General features: G+C 72.5%; 12 protein-coding genes. 6 read left to right on the top strand and 6 right to left on the bottom strand.

Features of this window, described 5'->3' with window-relative positions:
* Positions 1–4: 4 nt before the first annotated feature.
* Entirely contained in the window at positions 5–1,057 is a 1,053-nt protein-coding gene (locus AC0665_RS30730; RefSeq protein ID WP_478706281.1) for a YihY/virulence factor BrkB family protein, read from the bottom strand.
* 401 nt (positions 1,058–1,458) lie between these two features.
* Here AC0665_RS30730 and AC0665_RS30725 point away from each other — a divergent pair, with 401 nt between their 5' ends.
* The 4 genes from AC0665_RS30725 (at position 1,459) to AC0665_RS30710 (ending at position 6,882) form a co-directional block, all read left to right on the top strand.
* Entirely contained in the window at positions 1,459–2,091 is a 633-nt protein-coding gene (locus AC0665_RS30725) for a GNAT family N-acetyltransferase (protein WP_468413842.1), read from the top strand.
* Positions 2,092–2,341: 250 nt separating this feature from the next.
* Complete coding sequence (locus tag AC0665_RS30720; RefSeq protein ID WP_478706280.1) at positions 2,342–3,508, top strand: pentapeptide repeat-containing protein; 1,167 nt, start codon at positions 2,342–2,344, stop codon at positions 3,506–3,508.
* Between the two features lie 392 nt (positions 3,509–3,900).
* Entirely contained in the window at positions 3,901–5,940 is a 2,040-nt protein-coding gene (locus AC0665_RS30715; RefSeq protein ID WP_478706248.1) for a DUF1996 domain-containing protein, read from the top strand.
* A gap of 177 nt (positions 5,941–6,117) precedes the next feature.
* A complete protein-coding gene (locus AC0665_RS30710) occupies positions 6,118–6,882 on the top strand; it encodes a sulfite exporter TauE/SafE family protein (RefSeq protein WP_468639441.1) in 765 nt (254 codons plus the stop codon).
* Between the two features lie 13 nt (positions 6,883–6,895).
* Here the strand turns inward: AC0665_RS30710 and AC0665_RS30705 are convergent, their stop codons facing one another.
* From AC0665_RS30705 to AC0665_RS30695, 3 genes are all read right to left on the bottom strand, one after another.
* Positions 6,896–9,148, bottom strand: a complete 2,253-nt coding sequence (locus tag AC0665_RS30705) for an MMPL family transporter (protein WP_478706247.1) — start codon at positions 9,146–9,148, stop codon at positions 6,896–6,898.
* A 59-nt stretch (positions 9,149–9,207) separates the two neighbouring features.
* Entirely contained in the window at positions 9,208–10,170 is a 963-nt protein-coding gene (locus AC0665_RS30700; RefSeq protein ID WP_478610466.1) for a DMT family transporter, read from the bottom strand.
* An 88-nt stretch (positions 10,171–10,258) separates the two neighbouring features.
* Entirely contained in the window at positions 10,259–11,080 is an 822-nt protein-coding gene (locus AC0665_RS30695; RefSeq protein WP_468413854.1) for a chitosanase, read from the bottom strand.
* A gap of 329 nt (positions 11,081–11,409) precedes the next feature.
* On the opposite strand from AC0665_RS30695, the gene AC0665_RS30690 reads away from it, so the two are divergent.
* On the top strand, positions 11,410–11,592 hold the full coding sequence (locus AC0665_RS30690) for a hypothetical protein (protein ID WP_468413855.1): 183 nt from the start codon (positions 11,410–11,412) through the stop codon (positions 11,590–11,592).
* 187 nt (positions 11,593–11,779) lie between these two features.
* On the opposite strand, the gene AC0665_RS30685 is transcribed toward AC0665_RS30690, so the two are convergent.
* A complete protein-coding gene (locus AC0665_RS30685) occupies positions 11,780–12,505 on the bottom strand; it encodes an ankyrin repeat domain-containing protein (RefSeq protein ID WP_478706246.1) in 726 nt (241 codons plus the stop codon).
* A 280-nt stretch (positions 12,506–12,785) separates the two neighbouring features.
* On the opposite strand from AC0665_RS30685, the gene AC0665_RS30680 reads away from it, so the two are divergent.
* On the top strand, positions 12,786–14,918 hold the full coding sequence (locus AC0665_RS30680; protein ID WP_478610463.1) for a SpoIIE family protein phosphatase: 2,133 nt from the start codon (positions 12,786–12,788) through the stop codon (positions 14,916–14,918).
* Positions 14,919–14,939: 21 nt separating this feature from the next.
* On the opposite strand, the gene AC0665_RS30675 is transcribed toward AC0665_RS30680, so the two are convergent.
* Positions 14,940–15,602, bottom strand: coding sequence for a GAF and ANTAR domain-containing protein (locus AC0665_RS30675; RefSeq protein ID WP_478610561.1), 663 nt, complete (start codon positions 15,600–15,602; stop codon positions 14,940–14,942).
* Positions 15,603–15,686 lie beyond the last annotated feature (84 nt).

Raw genomic sequence — 15,686 nt, 5'->3', positions numbered from 1 at the left:
CGGATCAGGTCTCCTCGAGGCGGCGCCGGTCCTGCTCGTCCCAGGTCCGGGTGTCACGCGGCTGGGTGTACGGCTCGGCCTCGGGCGGATGCCCGCCGGCGATGGCCCGCTGACGCACCGTCTCCGCGTCGAACTCCAGGCCCAGAAGGATCGCCAGGTTGGTGATCCACAGCCAGACGAGGAAGACGATGACACCGGCCATCGTGCCGTAGGTCTTGTTGTACGAGGCGAAGTTGGCCACGTAGACCGCGAAGCCGGCGGAGGCGACCATCCAGATCAGCAGGGCCAGGAAACTGCCCGGGGTGATCCAGCGGAACCCCTTCACCTTGGCGTTCGGGGCCGCCCAGTACAGGATCGCGATCATGAAGACGACCAGCAGGACCAGAACGGGCCACTTGGCGATCGACCACACCGTCAGCGCGGTGTCGCCGATGCCGAGCGCGTCTCCGGCCTGCCGGGCGAGGCCTCCGGTGAAGACCACGATCAGCGCGCTGATGACGGCCAGCACCAGCAGCACGACCGTCACGCCCACCCTCATCGGCAGCAGCTTCCACACCGGCCGGCCCTCGGGCATGTCGTAGACGGCGTTGGCGGAGCGGATGAACGCCCCCACATAGCCGGACGCCGACCACACGGCCAGCACCAGACCGACGATGGCCATCAGGGAGCCGATGCCGGCGTTGCCCTGAAGCTGCTGAACGGCCCGGGTGATGATGTCGCCCGCCGAGCCGGGCACCAGCTCGCGGACGTTCTCGGTGACCTTGTCCGTGGTCGACCGGCCGGTCAGGCCCAGCATCGACACCAGCACCAGCAGCGCCGGGAACAGCGCCAGCACGCCGTAGTACGTCAGCGCGGCCGCCCGGTCGGTCAGCTCGTCGTCCTTGAACTCCCGCAGACTGCCCTTGAGGACGGCGCCCCACGACTTGCGGGGCATGTCGGCCAGCGAGTCCGGCGCGGCCCGCTCCACCTCGGGGCCCGGCCCGGGCTCCTCGGAGGCGGAGGCAGGAACCTCCCGGCGGTCGGTCTCGGACGCTTTACGGCGGTCACCCTCGGGCACCAGCCGACGGTCCGTCTCGGGGGCTTGGCGGCGGTCCGCCTCGGGCGCCAGGCGGCGGTCCGTCTCAGGGCCCTCCCGGTGCTCCGCACCGAAGCCACCCCGGCGGTCCGTCTCCCGCACGTCCCGGCGTTCGGTCTCGGAAGTCAGCCGACGGTCCGTCTCGGGGGCGTCCCGGCGCTCGGCCGCAGCCTCGGCCTCGGGAGACTCGCGGTCCGACCCGGACCGGGGGCGCGGGTCCTCCGGAGGCGGGGCCTCGGTCTCGGGGTGCTCTTTTCGTCCCGGAATATGCAGCTTCACCATGTGAGCCGGGTAACCCCTGGCGAGGGCCTTAAGCAGCGCGTGTCGAAGCAGGCACGGGACGGGGTTGAGGGAGCGCTCCCACGCCGGGCACGATTGCGGTCATGACCACGCCGCCGACCATCCGCCCGTACCGCCCCCAGGACCGCCCCGCCCTCGACGACATCTGCATCCGCACCGCGCACCACGGCGAGGACAGCCGCCCCCACTACGCGGACCCGGGCGTGTTCCCGGCGGCCTTCGCGGCGCCGTACGTCCTGCTGGAGCCGGAGCTCGCCTTCGTGCTGGACGACGGGCGGGGGCGGGCGGTCGGCTACATCCTCGGCACGGCCGACACCCGGCGCTTCGCCGAGGAGTTCCGCGCGACGTGGCTGCCCCTGGTGGCCGGCCGCTATCCGGAGCCGCCCCGGCCGCCGCGCACGCCCGACGAGGTGATCGCGGGTCTGCTGCACCACCCCGAACGGATGGTGCTGCCCGAACTGGCCGCCCACCCCGCGCATCTGCACATCGACCTGCTGCCCGACTGGCAGGGCCGAGGCCACGGGCGCCGCCTGATGCGGACGTTCCTCCAAGCGCTCCAGGACAGGGGAGTGCCGGCCGTCCACCTCTCCATGGCCACCGCCAACACTCGGGCCAGGGCCTTCTACGACCGCATGGGCTTCGTGGAGATCGACGTCCCCGAGCCGGGTGAGGCCACCTACCTCGGCCGCGGCACCAAGGAACTCGACCGCCTCTGAGCGAGGCGGAAGTGGTGCAAGCGCGCATTGCCGAGCCGTGTTCCGGGGTGCAGGCTGTGCGATATGGGAGCGCTCCTATCCCGAAACATGATCGAAAGTACGTCACGGTTGAACGCACCACACCCCCACATCCGAAAGAGGGAGATCATGGATTGTCATGGTCATCCGTCGGGCCAGTGGCAGTTGAGCCCAGCCGCTCGAAGTCGTACACCTTGATCGTTTTTTGAGCGGCGCCTAGGCTCCCGTGACCATGGAGATGGGGGATCCGGGCCGCGGTCGCAGGCCGTGGCGAGACCGGCTGGTCAAGTATCGTGCGATCGCAGCCCTGCTGGCCGGGACAGCGGGGCTGGCCGTTCTGGGCGCGGTGCTCGTCGTCCTACCGGGTGTGGTGGTCGACCACGATCTTGCCGGGGCGAGCGTCGCCGCGCAGGACCGGCTGAAAGCGGTGAATGACGTCCGTACGACACTTCTGCAGGCCGTGGGCGGCATGGTCGTGCTGTTCGGCGCGTTCGCCACGTGGCGGCAACTGCGCGTCAGCCAGGACGGGTTGCGCGCCACCCAGGAGGGCTATATCACCGACCGGTTCAGCACAGCCGTCGATCAGCTCGGCAGTGACAAGCTGGAAACACGCATCGGCGGACTCCACGCGCTGTGGCGGATCGCGGAGCACTCCGCCCGTGATCGCGAGGCCGTCATCTCCATCCAGGCCGCTTACCTGCGTACACACCTGCCGTGGCCGCCCACCGGACCGGAAGCTCCGGCGACGGACGTGCCTATCAACGACGTTGTGCCGCTGGAGGTCCGCGCCGCCGACGCCCAGGTGGCGCTGACCGGGCTCGGCGTGTTGTTGCTGCAACCCCGGCAGCAGTCCTGGGTCAACCTCAGCGTCACGGACCTTCGCCGGGCCGACTGCGACGGACTGTGGCTGCATGAGGTCAACCTCGACCGGTCCTGTATGGAGGCGGCGGGCCTGTACCGCGCCAACCTGACGCAGGCGTCCCTCGTCTCAGTCAACCTGCGGCATGCCGACCTCAAGACGGCGATCCTGCGCCGGGCCCGCTGCGTTCTGGCCGACCTACGGGGCGCCCGGCTGGTCGAAACCGACTTGCGGGACGCGGACTTCACCGAGGCCGACCTGCGCGAGGCGAACCTGCGCAAGGCCAACGCCGGCGGCGCTGTCTTCCGCCGCGCCGACCTTCGCCTGGCCGACTTGCGTGGCTCCGACCTGAGCACAGCCGACCTGCTCCAGGCACGTCTGACCGGCGCGCTGGCCAGCGAGCACACTCGCTGGCCGGCCGGTTTCGATCGCGCGGCCGCCGGCGTCGTTGTCACCGAGGATCCCGGCCCCGAACCTCCGCCACTGCTCCAGCCCTCAGGGATAACGACGCAGCACCCGCCCCTGCGGTCCATGCCGTGACCGAAGGGCCCGCTGCGCGCGGGAAGACTTGGCCGACTGACTCCTCCTCTGCGGGGTCCGTGGTCAGCTCGTGGCAGCGTCCTGCCCGGCAGCCCGGCCCCTGGTGCTGGCGAGCCGGTCCACGATGGCCGCGCAAAGCCGCGGGTCGGCCCGCCGGGCGACGGGCCCGGCGGGGACCAGGGCGGGGCCGGACCCGGCGAGCGTTCTCCGAAAGTTTTCGAGACGGGTGAACGCAGCGGTGCTCCCGTACGTATGGGGCGAGGGGATTTTCATGCCCGGCACGCCACAAGCGCAGGAGAGCACCCTTGGGACGCAACACGCGAAGACGCCCTACCGGCCCACGACGCGCGACCTTCGCCGCATTCGCACTGATCCTGGGCGGAGGCGGCCTGATGGCCGCGAACGTCTACGCCTCCGCCACGGACGGCGGTTCGGCCGGCGACTCCGCTCAGACGCGGTCCGGCACGGGGGTCCGGACCGCGGGCGCCACGATCGACTGCCCGGACGTCGGCAGCAAGCTGACCTCGGTCCCCGAACAGGCGCGGGGGGAGGTCGACAAGGAACTCGCCCTGCTGGACGAGCAGATCGCCAAGGCCTACCAGCGGCTGAGCGAATCGGCCCAGCAGGTCCGGCAGGACCCCGCCTTCGCCGACAACGCGGTCGTGAACCCGCTGAAGGAGAAGCGGGCCGCGACACTCGAGCGCATCGCCGTCGCCATCGACCGCGTGGGGGACCGCCCCGACGGACTCGAGGCCCTGGCCGCCTGCACCGTCGAGGACGGCAACCAGGCGCCCGCGCAGGGCGAGGGCCAGGACGGCGGCGGTGCCGGGCAGCCCGGTCAGGAACAGGGCCAGGGAGGCCAGCAGCAGGGCGACGGCCAGGGCCAGGGCGCCAACGGCGGGCAGGCGGGCAACGGCCCCGTCGCCGCCGACTTCGCGGACATCAAGAGCGTCCAGCCCAATGTGAACAGCCCCGCCGCGCAGGGCGGCGCGTCCCGCGGCTCCTTCGCCACCAGCTGCGGCGTGAACGACAACGGCCTGTTCAACTCGGACAACATCATCGCCGCCCCCGGCGTGACCAACGGCGCCCACCACTTCCACGACTACGTCGGCAACCAGTCCAACAACGCCTTCGCCAGCGACCAGGACCTGGCGAAGGCCGAGACCAGTTGCGACGACCAGGGCGACAAGTCGTCCTACTACTGGCCCGTCGTGCGTCTGCAGAACGGCGCGCAGGAGCAGGACGCCCAGAAGCCCGGCGGTGGCATCGAGGGCAACGCCGGTGAGATCGTCACGCCGAAGCAGGTCACGCTGACGTTCGTCGGCAACCCGCGCGAGAAGGTCACGGCCATGCCGCGGCTGCTGCGCATCATCACCGGCGACGCCAAGTCGTTCGTCAACGGCCCCGCCAACGCCAACGCCTCCTGGAGCTGCACCGGCTTCGAGGACCGGCAGCTGAAGGACAAGTACCCGCTGTGCCCCCAGGGCAGCGACGTCGTACGGACCTTCAAGTTCCAGAGCTGCTGGGACGGGCGCAACATCGACAGCGCCAACCACCGCACCCACGTGGCGTTCACCGCCGCCGACGGCACCTGCCCGTCCGGCTTCCGCGCCATCCCGCAGCTGGTCCAGCGCATCGTCTACGACATCGACGCGCCGAGCCTCGAGGACGGCGGCCGTACGACACCGCTGTTCGCGGTCGACTCCTTCCCCGAGCAGCTGCACAAGCCGGTCACGGACCACGGCGACTTCATCAACATCTTCGACGAGGATCTGATGGGGGAGATGGTCGACTGCATCAACGACGGCCGCACGTGCGGAGCCGGAGCGGACGGCGGGCAGAACCCGGGACCGACCGAGGAGCCCCAGGAGGAGCCGACCAAGACGCCGGAGGCCCCGCAGGAGGAACCGACGAAGGCCCCCGAGACGCCCCGGGAGGAGCCGACGAAGGCGCCCGAGGCCCCGCAGGAGCAGCCCACCCGCACCCCGGACGCCCAGCAGGGCGGGAACGACGCGGGCAAGCCCGCGGACAACGGTGACGACGCGGGCAAGCCTGCGGACAAGGGCGACGACGGTGGCGAGGGCAAGGGCGGGAAGGCCGAGCCACCGGCGGACGGGCCGGCCGCCGAGCCGGAGCCCGGCAAGACCGTGCCCGAGGTGAAGGCGACCGCTTCGGCCGACGGCGGCGACGCCGCCGAACAGGGCGGCGGCGCCGACGACTCCGGTCAGGACACGGACGGTCTCGGCGAGTCCCAGGCCGTCGGCACGGCGACCAGTGCCGCGCCGACGCCGTCGGCCCCGTCGCAGACGGAGCCGCAGGCGGTCGGCGGGGGCGGCCTGGCCGACACCGGCGCCCAGCTGTGGCCGGCCGCGGCGGGCGCAGTCCTGGTCATCGCGGGCTTCGTCGTACTGCGCCGGGTGCGGCGCACCTAGGGCGTCAGGCACGGGCACGACCCACGGACGGCGGCGGAATCCCCACGGGTTCGGCCGCCGTCCCCTTGCGTCCGGCCGAGGTCGCGCCGGGCACCCTTCGACGGCCGCCGAAGGACCCACCGGCTAGCGTGACCTCATGTACCTCACCTGGAACGGCCCCCGGGGCGGAGCGACGGCGTGACGCCGTGGGAGATGGCCGCCGTGCTCGCCGCCGGCACGGGCGCGGGCGCCGTCAACGCCGTCGTCGGCTCGGGAACGCTGATCACCTTTCCGGTGCTGCTCGCCGCCGGGCTGCCCCCGGTCACCGCCACGGTGTCGAACGGGCTGGGCCTGGTCCCGGGGTCCATCACCGCGGCCGTCGGCTACCGCGAGGAACTGCGGGGCCAGGGCCGACGCGTCCTCCTGCTGGGGACCGGTGCCGTGCTGGGCGGACTCACGGGCGCGGTGCTGCTGCTGACCCTGCCCGCCTCGGCGTTCGAGCGGATCGTGCCGGTCCTGGTGGGACTCGCCCTCGTCCTCGTCGCCTGCCAGCCCTGGATCGCGAAGCGGGTGCGCCGCCGGCGTGAGTCCGGCGCTCGCGTAAGCCGTGACGGCGGCCCGCTGCTGTTCACCGGGCTGACGCTGGCCAGCGTCTACGGCGGCTACTTCTCCGCCGCGCAGGGCATCATCTACGTCTCCCTGATGGGCATGCTGCTCGACGAGACGCTGCAACGGCTCAACGCCGTCAAGAACGTGCTGGCGGCCGTCGTCAACACCGTCGCGGCCCTGCTCTTCGTCTTCTTCGCCGACTTCGACTGGACGGCCGTCCTGCTCATCGCCGCCGGTTCCGCGCTGGGCGGCCTGATCGGCGCCAGAACGGGCCGCCGCTTCAGCCCCGCCGTCCTGCGCACCCTCATCGTGTCGGTCGGCACCGTCGCCCTCGTCCACCTGATGGTCCACTGACCCCCGCCCCCACCTAGGGCGTCGGACGAGCCTGCGCCCCCTCGGCGTCGATGTGCGGCAGCACCCGGTCCAGCCACCGCGGCGTCCACCAGGCGTGCCGCCCCAGCAGCGTCATCACGGCCGGCACCATCAGCAGCCGCACGACGGTCGCGTCGATGAGCACACTGACGGCCAGCCCCAGACCGAGCATCTTGACCACGATGTCGTCGCTCACGATGAACGCCGCGAACACGCTCACCATGATCAGCGCGGCGCAGGTGATGACCCGGGCCGTGATCTCCAGGGCGTGCGCCACCGAGGCCTTGGCGTCCCCGGTGCGCTGCCAGGCCTCGTGGACACGGGAGAGCAGGAAGATCTCGTAGTCCATGCTGAGACCGAAGATGATGGCGAACATCATCATCGGGACGTAGCTCTCGATGGGCACCGTGCCGTTGACTCCGAGCGCCGGACCGCCCCAGCCCCACTGGAAGACGGCGACGACCACGCCGTAGGAGGCCGCGATCGACAGGACGTTCAGGACGGCCGCCTTGACGGCGACGAGCAGCCCCCGGAACACGGCCAGGATGATCAGGAAGGCCAGCGCGACCACCACGAGGATGATCACGGGCAGCCGGGAGGCGACGATGTCGCGGAAGTCGACCTGGGCCGCCGTCGTACCGGTGACATAGCTCTTGGCGTCCGTGCCCTTCACCGCGTCCGGCAGCGTGTCGTCGACCAGGCGGTTGGCCAGGTCGGTGGTGGTGGCGCTCTGCGGCGACCGGGTCGAGTAGACGGTGCCGAGGAGGACGTCGCCGTCCTGCGTGGCGGTGAGGGGGGTGACGACGGCGGCGCCCTGGACCGAGCCGAGGGTCTGCTGGGCCTTCGACGCCAGACCGGAACGCTGCGAGGAGGGCACGTCCGTCTGGTCGATGACGACGGTGAGGGGCCCGTTGGAGCCGGGTCCGAACGCGTCGGTCATCAGGTCGTACGCCCGCCGGTCGGTGAAGGACGTCGGATCGGCGCCGTCGCCGATGTGGCCGAGCTGGATGGAGAACACGGGGATGGCGAGCACCACGACCGCCGCGACACCCGCCGTCAGGAACCACAGGGGCCTGCGCTCCACCCGCTGCGCGTACCGGTGCCAGGTGCCGTGTGGTGTCCCGCCCTCCTCGGCGCCGGTCTCGGCGACCGGACGGCGCACCGTGTAGCGGTCGATGTGCCGTCCGAGGAGACCGAGCAGCGCGGGCACGAGGGTGAGCGCGCCGACTACGGCCGAGAGGACGGTGACGGCGGCGGCGAGCCCGAGCAGGGAGATGAAGGAGACCCCGGACGCGGACAGGCCCGCGAGCGCGATGATCACGGTGCAGCCGGAGACCAGGACGGCGTGACCGCTGGTGCTCGCGGCCTGCCCGGCGGCCCGCACCGGGTCCATGCCGTCGACGAGGTTCTGCCGGTGACGGGTGATCAGGAACAGGGCGTAGTCGATGCCGACGCCCAGCCCGATCATCGTGGCGAGGGTCGGGGAGACCGTCGCGAACGTGAACGCGACGGCCAGCAGCCCGAGGACGGCGAGACCGCCCACGACGCTGATCAGTGCGGTGAGCAGCGGGACTCCCGCCGCGATGACGCTGCCGAACCCGACCAGCAGCACCACGACGGCCACGCCGAAACCGATCAGCTCACTGATCCGGTCGTCGGTCTCCGGCCGGGCGAGTTCGCCGAGCGGCCCGCCGTACTCCACCTCCGCTCCGGCGGAGCGCAGCGGCTGCACGGCGCTGTCGACCCCGTTCAGATAGCCGTCCCCGAGCGTCGAGGGCTGCTGGTCGAAGCGGACGGTGATGTAGGCCGTCTTCTTGTCGTCCGACAGCGGCCCGACGTTCTGCTGCTGCGACTGCCCCGAGGACGCCCCCTGCGTGGACAGCGGGTTCTGCGCCGACAGGACGTGCGGCAGCTTCTCCAGGGCGCTGATCGTGGTGGACATCGGGGAGCTCAGCGCCGTCAGGGCCTGCTGGTCGTCGTGCAGCACGATCTGGCTGCTGTAGCCCCCGGCCTGCGGATCGTGCCGCTTGAGCACGTCCAGGCCCTTCTGTGACTGGGCCTGGGGCAGGGAGAAGTTGTCGGAGTACGTCCCACCGGCGACGTGGTTGACGACCTGCAGAGCCACCAGCGCCACGAGCCAGGCGCCGATGACGATCCCGAAGTGCCGCGCGCACCACTCGCCCAGTCGCCGCAGCAAGCCCCCGCGCGCGGCCTTCTGCTCCCCTTCACCGGTGCGGGTGTGCGCCATGGACGTCGTCTCCTGGGTCGGCCGGGACGTTCGGTGCCGCCCATTAGATGCGCGCGTGATCACTCCGGCATTTCGGGCACGCGGACGCCACGGGACTGAGGGCGGCCGTTCCCCCGAAAGGACCGGCCCCGTGTCCGGCGCCCGCGCCCCGCCCGTCCCAGCGCCCCGGACCCGAGCGCCACCCCGAACCCCACCAGGGCACTGCCCGCCGCCTGTACGAGACCGTACGAGCCCGTGCCGACGAGCGGCGCGGTGCAGGCCGCCGCGACCGGGATGAGACCGGAGAACAGGGTGGCGCGCTCCGCGCCGATCCGCTGCATGCCCATGTACCAGCACACGAAGCCGACCACGGTGACGACCACCGCCTGCCACAGCAGCGCGGCCGTCTCGACGCCGTCGGGCCGCCGCAGCCACGAGCCGCCGTCCACCAGCAGTCCCGCCGCCGCCGACTCCACCGCGGCGACCGCGCAGACCGTGGCGGACAGCAGCCGGGGCCCGAGCGGACGCAGCACGGGTACGGCCAGCACGGCGAAGCCGACCTCTCCGGCCAGGGCGCATGCGGAGAAGGCGATGCCGACGCCGTCGGTGCGCCCCCAGCCCTGGACCGTGAAGGCGCCGACGGCCACCAGCGACGCTCCGTACAGCACCGCCCGTTGGGGACGGCGCCCCTCCAGGAGAGGCACGAGCACGGCCACGGCCACCGGCGCGCAGCCCACGAAGACACCGGGGACCGCCGGTTCCGCCGTGCGCTCCGCGGCGATGACGGCGAGGTTGAAACCGACCATGCCGACCGCGGCCAGCAGGGCGAGACGGCCCCACTGGCGCGGTGTCAGGGCGCGCAGCCGGTCGGTGACTCCCTTCCCCGCCGCCGGGACCAACAGCAGGCACGCCAGCCCGTAGCGCAGGAACTGGCCGCCCGCGTACGGGTAGTCGCCCAGCACGCTGTTGGCGGTGAAGGACCCCCCGACGAGGACGCAGGCGAGCGCGGCGAGCAGGGAGCCGCGCGTGGTCGTTGCGTTCATACGGGTGACGCTAGGCAGCCGGGCGGCCCGGGAAGGAGTCCACTTCCCTGTCTGCTTGGCGGACCAATTCCCGCCCGGGCCGCGGCGGTCAGCCGATGTGGAAGCTGTCGCCGTAGACCTTCCAGTCCAGCGGGGGGTTCAGGTCGAGGTTGCGCAGACGCAGGAACACCCGCTGCGCCGTGTCGACCCGGCTCGTGTCGCTGTGCGCCTCCTCCTGCTTCATGGCCCACACCCGCGCGTCCAGGAAGGCGTTGAGGTACGTCACCTCGTCACCGCCCTGCGCCGGCGGCTTCGCCGTTCGCAGGGCCCGTCGGCGGATGCTGCCGAAGCTCGTGGAGTCACCGCCGTCGCCGTGCATGACGATGGCGTCGTAGTAGGCGAACTGGCCCAGCACCCGCAGCCCGTCCGCCTTCCCCTGCCGGACCGCCGGGTTGAAGTACACCCGGTCGCGCTCGTCGTCCTGGGCGCGCCGGAACTCGGCGTCGCGCGCCGCCCGGCGCCAGTCGCCGGGGAAGCCGGGGTCGAGTCCGTCGTGCGAGTCGGAGCCGTCTACCTCGCGCAGGGCCGGCAGGTACTTGGCGAGGACGTTGCCGGGCTTGCGGGCGGTGTAGAGCTCGACGAGGTCCAGCATGTCGCCGGTGCCGGAGCAGAACCCGATGATGCCGGCGGTGTAGCCACGGCCGTCGCCGATGTCCTCGATGTACTGGTACTGCGCCTTCCAGTCGAGCGAGGAGTTCTCCGCGCTCGACACGAGCTGCATGGCGATCTCCTTCTTCGCCGGGTCGTCGAGTCCGATCGCCCGCGCGGATGCCGTGGCGTACGACGGCTTCAGGAGCGGGGCGGCGACGAGGGCCGCGCCGAACAACGCCAGGGCGGTACGGCGCGTGGCCGGGGCAGAGGGGTGTTTCACGGTGCCTCCAAGCAGGGTGGGGGGTGGGGGAGAGCTGGCCGTGCGAACTGATAGGAAGGTTTCCTATCACTGGAAGGGCAGGGGAGGAACAGCGGAGTCGAAAGTTCGTAGGGTCGAACAAGCGCCTGGGGTGCCGGCGAATCGCCCGGCTCGGCGTCACCGTGAACGAGTCCGTCGGTGCGCAGCGCCTCGGCGTGAAGCGGACCGGTGACAGCGACTTCGACGGCTGAGCGTCGCCGTCACGGGAACCATGAGCCTCTCTCGTACGTCAACTCTGTGCCCAGCAAGGGCCGAACGGTCGATCCGAGCACCCGGAGAGGGGAATCGCCGTGGACGAGGCGACGTCGCAGCAGGGGAACGAGGCGGAGAACGCCGCCCGCCGGGCCCGTTTCGGGACACTCCCGGAGCCGGTGCGCGTGGAGGACATGGTCGAGGAGCGAGCGGCCGGCGTGCCCGACCCGTCGCGCACCGCGTACAACCAGGACGAATGGCTCGTGCGTTACTGCTTGTGAGCCGTCGGGCGGGGCGGGGCGCCGAGAGGTGTGGGGTTACGCCGAGGCAGTGCAGGAACGGGGGCACCAGCAGGTGCGCCCGTCGTGCCGTGCCAGGGCGCCCAGACGGCGCCTTGCGCCCGGGTGCGCTCTCACCCGGTCGGGCCGACCCCCCGGAAGGCGCCCGGCCCCCCGCTACCCCAGGGCGCTAAGAGCCGCTCTGCGCTTCCAGCCCGCGTAGCCACCGCACCACGTCGGTGGCGTCCTGGGCGCGGGCGATGTCGAGCGGGGTCATGTCGTCGTAGCCGCGCCAGTGGGGGTCGGCGCCGTGTTCGTGCAGGTAGCGCGCCGTGGGCAGGTGCCCGCCGTGGCAGGCGCCCCAGAAGGCGCTGGTGATCTCCTCCGGTGAGGGCCGGTCCGTCTCGACGCAGGCCCGGACCCGGTCGAGCAGCCCGAGCGTGGCGGCGTCCTGGAGCGTGACGCGGGCGCCGTGCTCGATGAGCCGGTGCGCGGCGCGCCACTGGCCGAACCCCCGCGCGTCCGCGAGCGGTGTGCCACCGCCGATCACCGCCCCCGGCGCCTCGATGTCGGCCCCGGCCGCGATCAGCGCGTCCAGGGCGGGCACGTCGTCGTTGCTGGCGGCCCAGTGCAGCGGTGTCTCCGCGTGGGCTCCGCCGAAGCGGGCGTCGGGATCGGCTCCGGCGGCGACCAGGATCGCGATCACCTCGGGCCCGTGCGGGAAGTGACCGGGCCAGTCGGTCGCGATGTGGAGCAGCGTCCGCGTACCCGCGCGGTCCTCGCCGCGTTCGGTGATGCGTGCGCAAGCGAGACCGGGGTGGTCGGCGAGCAACCGCCTCAGCCGGGGCAGATCACCGGCCCGGATCGCCTCCGTGACGGCCACGGCCTGCGGGTCCTGCGATGTCAGCGTCAGCAAGCCGGCCTCCCCGAATGCCGTCCGAGGCCCCCGATTCTGCCAGCAGGCGCCCACGTACACCCACGTTCTGAGGCAGGTACTCGGAAGTGGTGCCGAGCGGGAAGCGCGCCGTCCTCGGTGAAGGGAGCACGGCCGGGGCCGGGGATACGTCGCCCCGACCGAGCACGGCCCGCCGCCCGGGCCGGGCGCCTGCGCGTCCGGTCGCGAAGCGGGCACCCGTGCCGATGACATGCCCGCACGCGTCGCCAGGCGTAGCGTCCGGGTAGGAGCGGGAGGACACATGCCCGGGAGCAACGAGCAGTCCCGGGGCGCCGGATCCCTGGACGACGCCCTGGGGGCGGCCCTGGCCGACACCGTGCGCGGTACCGGCGCCTCGATCGGCGGCCTCTACCTGATCGAGGAGGCGGAGCCGGTGCTGCGCCTGGTGGCCCTGTGCGGTCTGCCGGTGGCCTTCACCGCCCCGTGGCAGCGACTGCCCCTGACCGCACCGGTCCCGGTGGCCGACGCGATCCACGACGACACCCTGGTCAGCGTCGCGGGCCAGGACGAGATGGCCCGCCGCTACCCGCGGGCCGCAGCCGTCCTGCCCTACCCGTTCGCCCTGACCGCCGTCCCGCTGACCGGCGTGCGGCGCTCCTGGGGCGGCATCGTGCTGATGTGGCCGGCCGGGCGGCCCCGCCGGATCACCCCGCGCGAACGCGGCCACATCACCTCGAGCGCCCGCCGCATCGCCCGCCTGCTGGACGACGCCGCCCAGCCGCCGCAGCTGCCCGACGTGCCGCGCGTGGTCCCCGTCGACGCGGCACGCCACCCCGCGCAGACCGGTCTGGCCGCCGCCGACTACCTCGAACGCCTCCCCGAGGGCGCACTCGGCCTCGACCTGGAGGGCCGCGTCACCTTCGCCACCGCCGCCGCGGCCCGGCTGCTCGGCCGCGGCGCCGACCGGCTGCTCGGCACCCGTCCCTGGCACTCCCTGCCCTGGCTGGACGACCCCGTCTACGAGGACCACTACCGCACGGCTCTCGTCAGCCGCGCCCCCGTGTCCTTCACCGCGGTCCGGCCGCCGGATCAGCCGCTGACCTTCCAGCTCTACCCCGACAGCAGCGGCATCAGCGTCCGCGTCGTCCCCGGCGCGCAGCAGCCCGAGGACCGGCCGCCCGCACCCGCGCGCCCGGCCACCGCGGCGCCGACGGGGCGCCTCTACCAACTCGTGCACCTGGCCGCCGCGCTCACCGAGACGGTGACCGTACGCGACCTGGTAGCGCTGATCGCCCACCAGATCCTGCCCGCCTTCGGCGCCCAGGGCCTGGTCCTGTCCGGCGTCGAGGCCGGCCGGCTGAAGATCACCGGCCACCACGGCTACCCGGCCGACGTCGTGGAGCGGCTCGACGCCCTGTCCATAGACACCGACCTCACCCCGGCCGGCCAGGTCCTCGCGGACGGCACCCCGGCCTTCTTCGCCCACCCCGCCGAGCTGGCCGCCAGCTACCCCGGAGCACCCCAGATCAGCGGCAAACAGGCCTGGGCGTTCCTCCCCCTGATCATCTCGGGCCGGCCGGTCGGCTGCTGCATCCTGTCCTACGCCCGGCCGCACACCTTCACCGCCGACGAACGCGCCGTCCTCACCTCGCTGTCCGGCCTGATCGCCCAGGCCCTCGACCGCGCCCGCCTCTACGACACCAAACACCGCCTCGTGCACGAGCTGCAGCGCGCCCTGCTGCCCCGGGCCCTGCCCCGGCTGCCCGGCCTCGACGTAGCCGCCCGCTACCTGCCCGCCGGTCACGGCACCGAGGTCGGCGGAGACTTCTACGACGTCCTGCGCCTGGACGAGACGACCGCGGCCGCCGTCATCGGCGACGTGGAGGGCCACAGCGTGGCCGCCGCCGCCCTCATGGGACAGGTCCGCACCGCCGTCCACGCCCACGCCACCGCCGGTGCCGCACCCGGCGAGGTCCTCGCCCGCACGAACCGCCTGCTGGCCGACCTCGACTCCGAACTGCTCGTGTCCTGCCTGTACGTCCATCTCGACCTGGCCGGCCGGCAGGCGTCCTTCGCCAGCGCGGGACACGTGCCGCCGCTGCTGCGCCAGGCCCGGCACCCCGCCGGTGTCCTCGACGTCGAGCCCGGCCCGCTGCTGGGCATCGACACCGGCGCCGACTATCCCGTCACCACCGTGCCCCTGCTGCCCGGCACCACCCTCGCCCTCTACACCGACGGCCTGGTCGAACTCCCCGGCACCGACGCCACCCGCACCACCTCCGACCTCGCCGGACACCTGGACGCCGATGACGGCAACGACCTGGAACGGCTCATCGACCGGCTCGTCCGCCACACCACGCCCACCGCACGGCACACCGACGACATCACGGTGCTGCTGCTGCGTGCCGGTCACCTCCGGGACCGAGCGGCGTGAGACCGCCGCCGGACCGGCCCGTCAGGCCTCGCGCGACCCGGCCCGGACCCGCCGTGCCACGTCGCGCAGCTTGAGGTTGTGGTCCTGGGAGATGCGCCTGAGCACGCCGAACGCCTCGTCCTCACCGAGCTGATGGCGCTCCATCAGGATCCCCATCGCCTCACCTATGGCGTGCCGGGTCTCCATGGCGTGCTCCAGCTGGTCGACGGTACGGGCCGTGGCCAGCGCCACCGCTGCGTGCGAGGCGAGCAGCCACCCCGCGGCCTCGATGTCCTCGCCGAACGCCCCGGGGCGAAAGGAGTAGAGGTTCAGCGCGCCGAAGTCCTCGTCGTCGGTGTAGAGCAGCACACCGGTCATGCTGCCGATCCCGAGCTCACGGGCCGCCCGGCTGTACCGCGGCCAGGACGGCTGCGGCCGCGTCATGTCGGCGATCCGGAACAGCCGCTTGCCGTCCACGCGGCGCGCGGCGTCGAAACACGGCCCCTCGCCGAACTCGCCCTGGAGCCGGTCCGACTCCGCGACGACGTCACCGCACACGGACAGCGTCTTCGTCCGGCCCTTCGAGACCGTCAGGATTCCCGCCGCGTCGCAGCCCTCGACCAGCTCCACCGCCGCCACCGCGATCGCGTCCAGCGTCTCCTGAACCGACTCCCGCGCCACGAGGTCCCGGGCGAACAGCGCCATCTGCTCGGCGTACCGCTGCCACTCCACCGCCACCACCGCCTCGCGCCCGGTCCCGCCCACGCTACTCCGCGCCGCTTCGTAGGG

Source organism: Streptomyces sp. NPDC043685, from assembly GCF_056436585.1.
The sequence above is the reverse complement of the archived record's forward strand: the minus strand, read 5'-3'. Positions and strand labels throughout refer to the sequence as shown.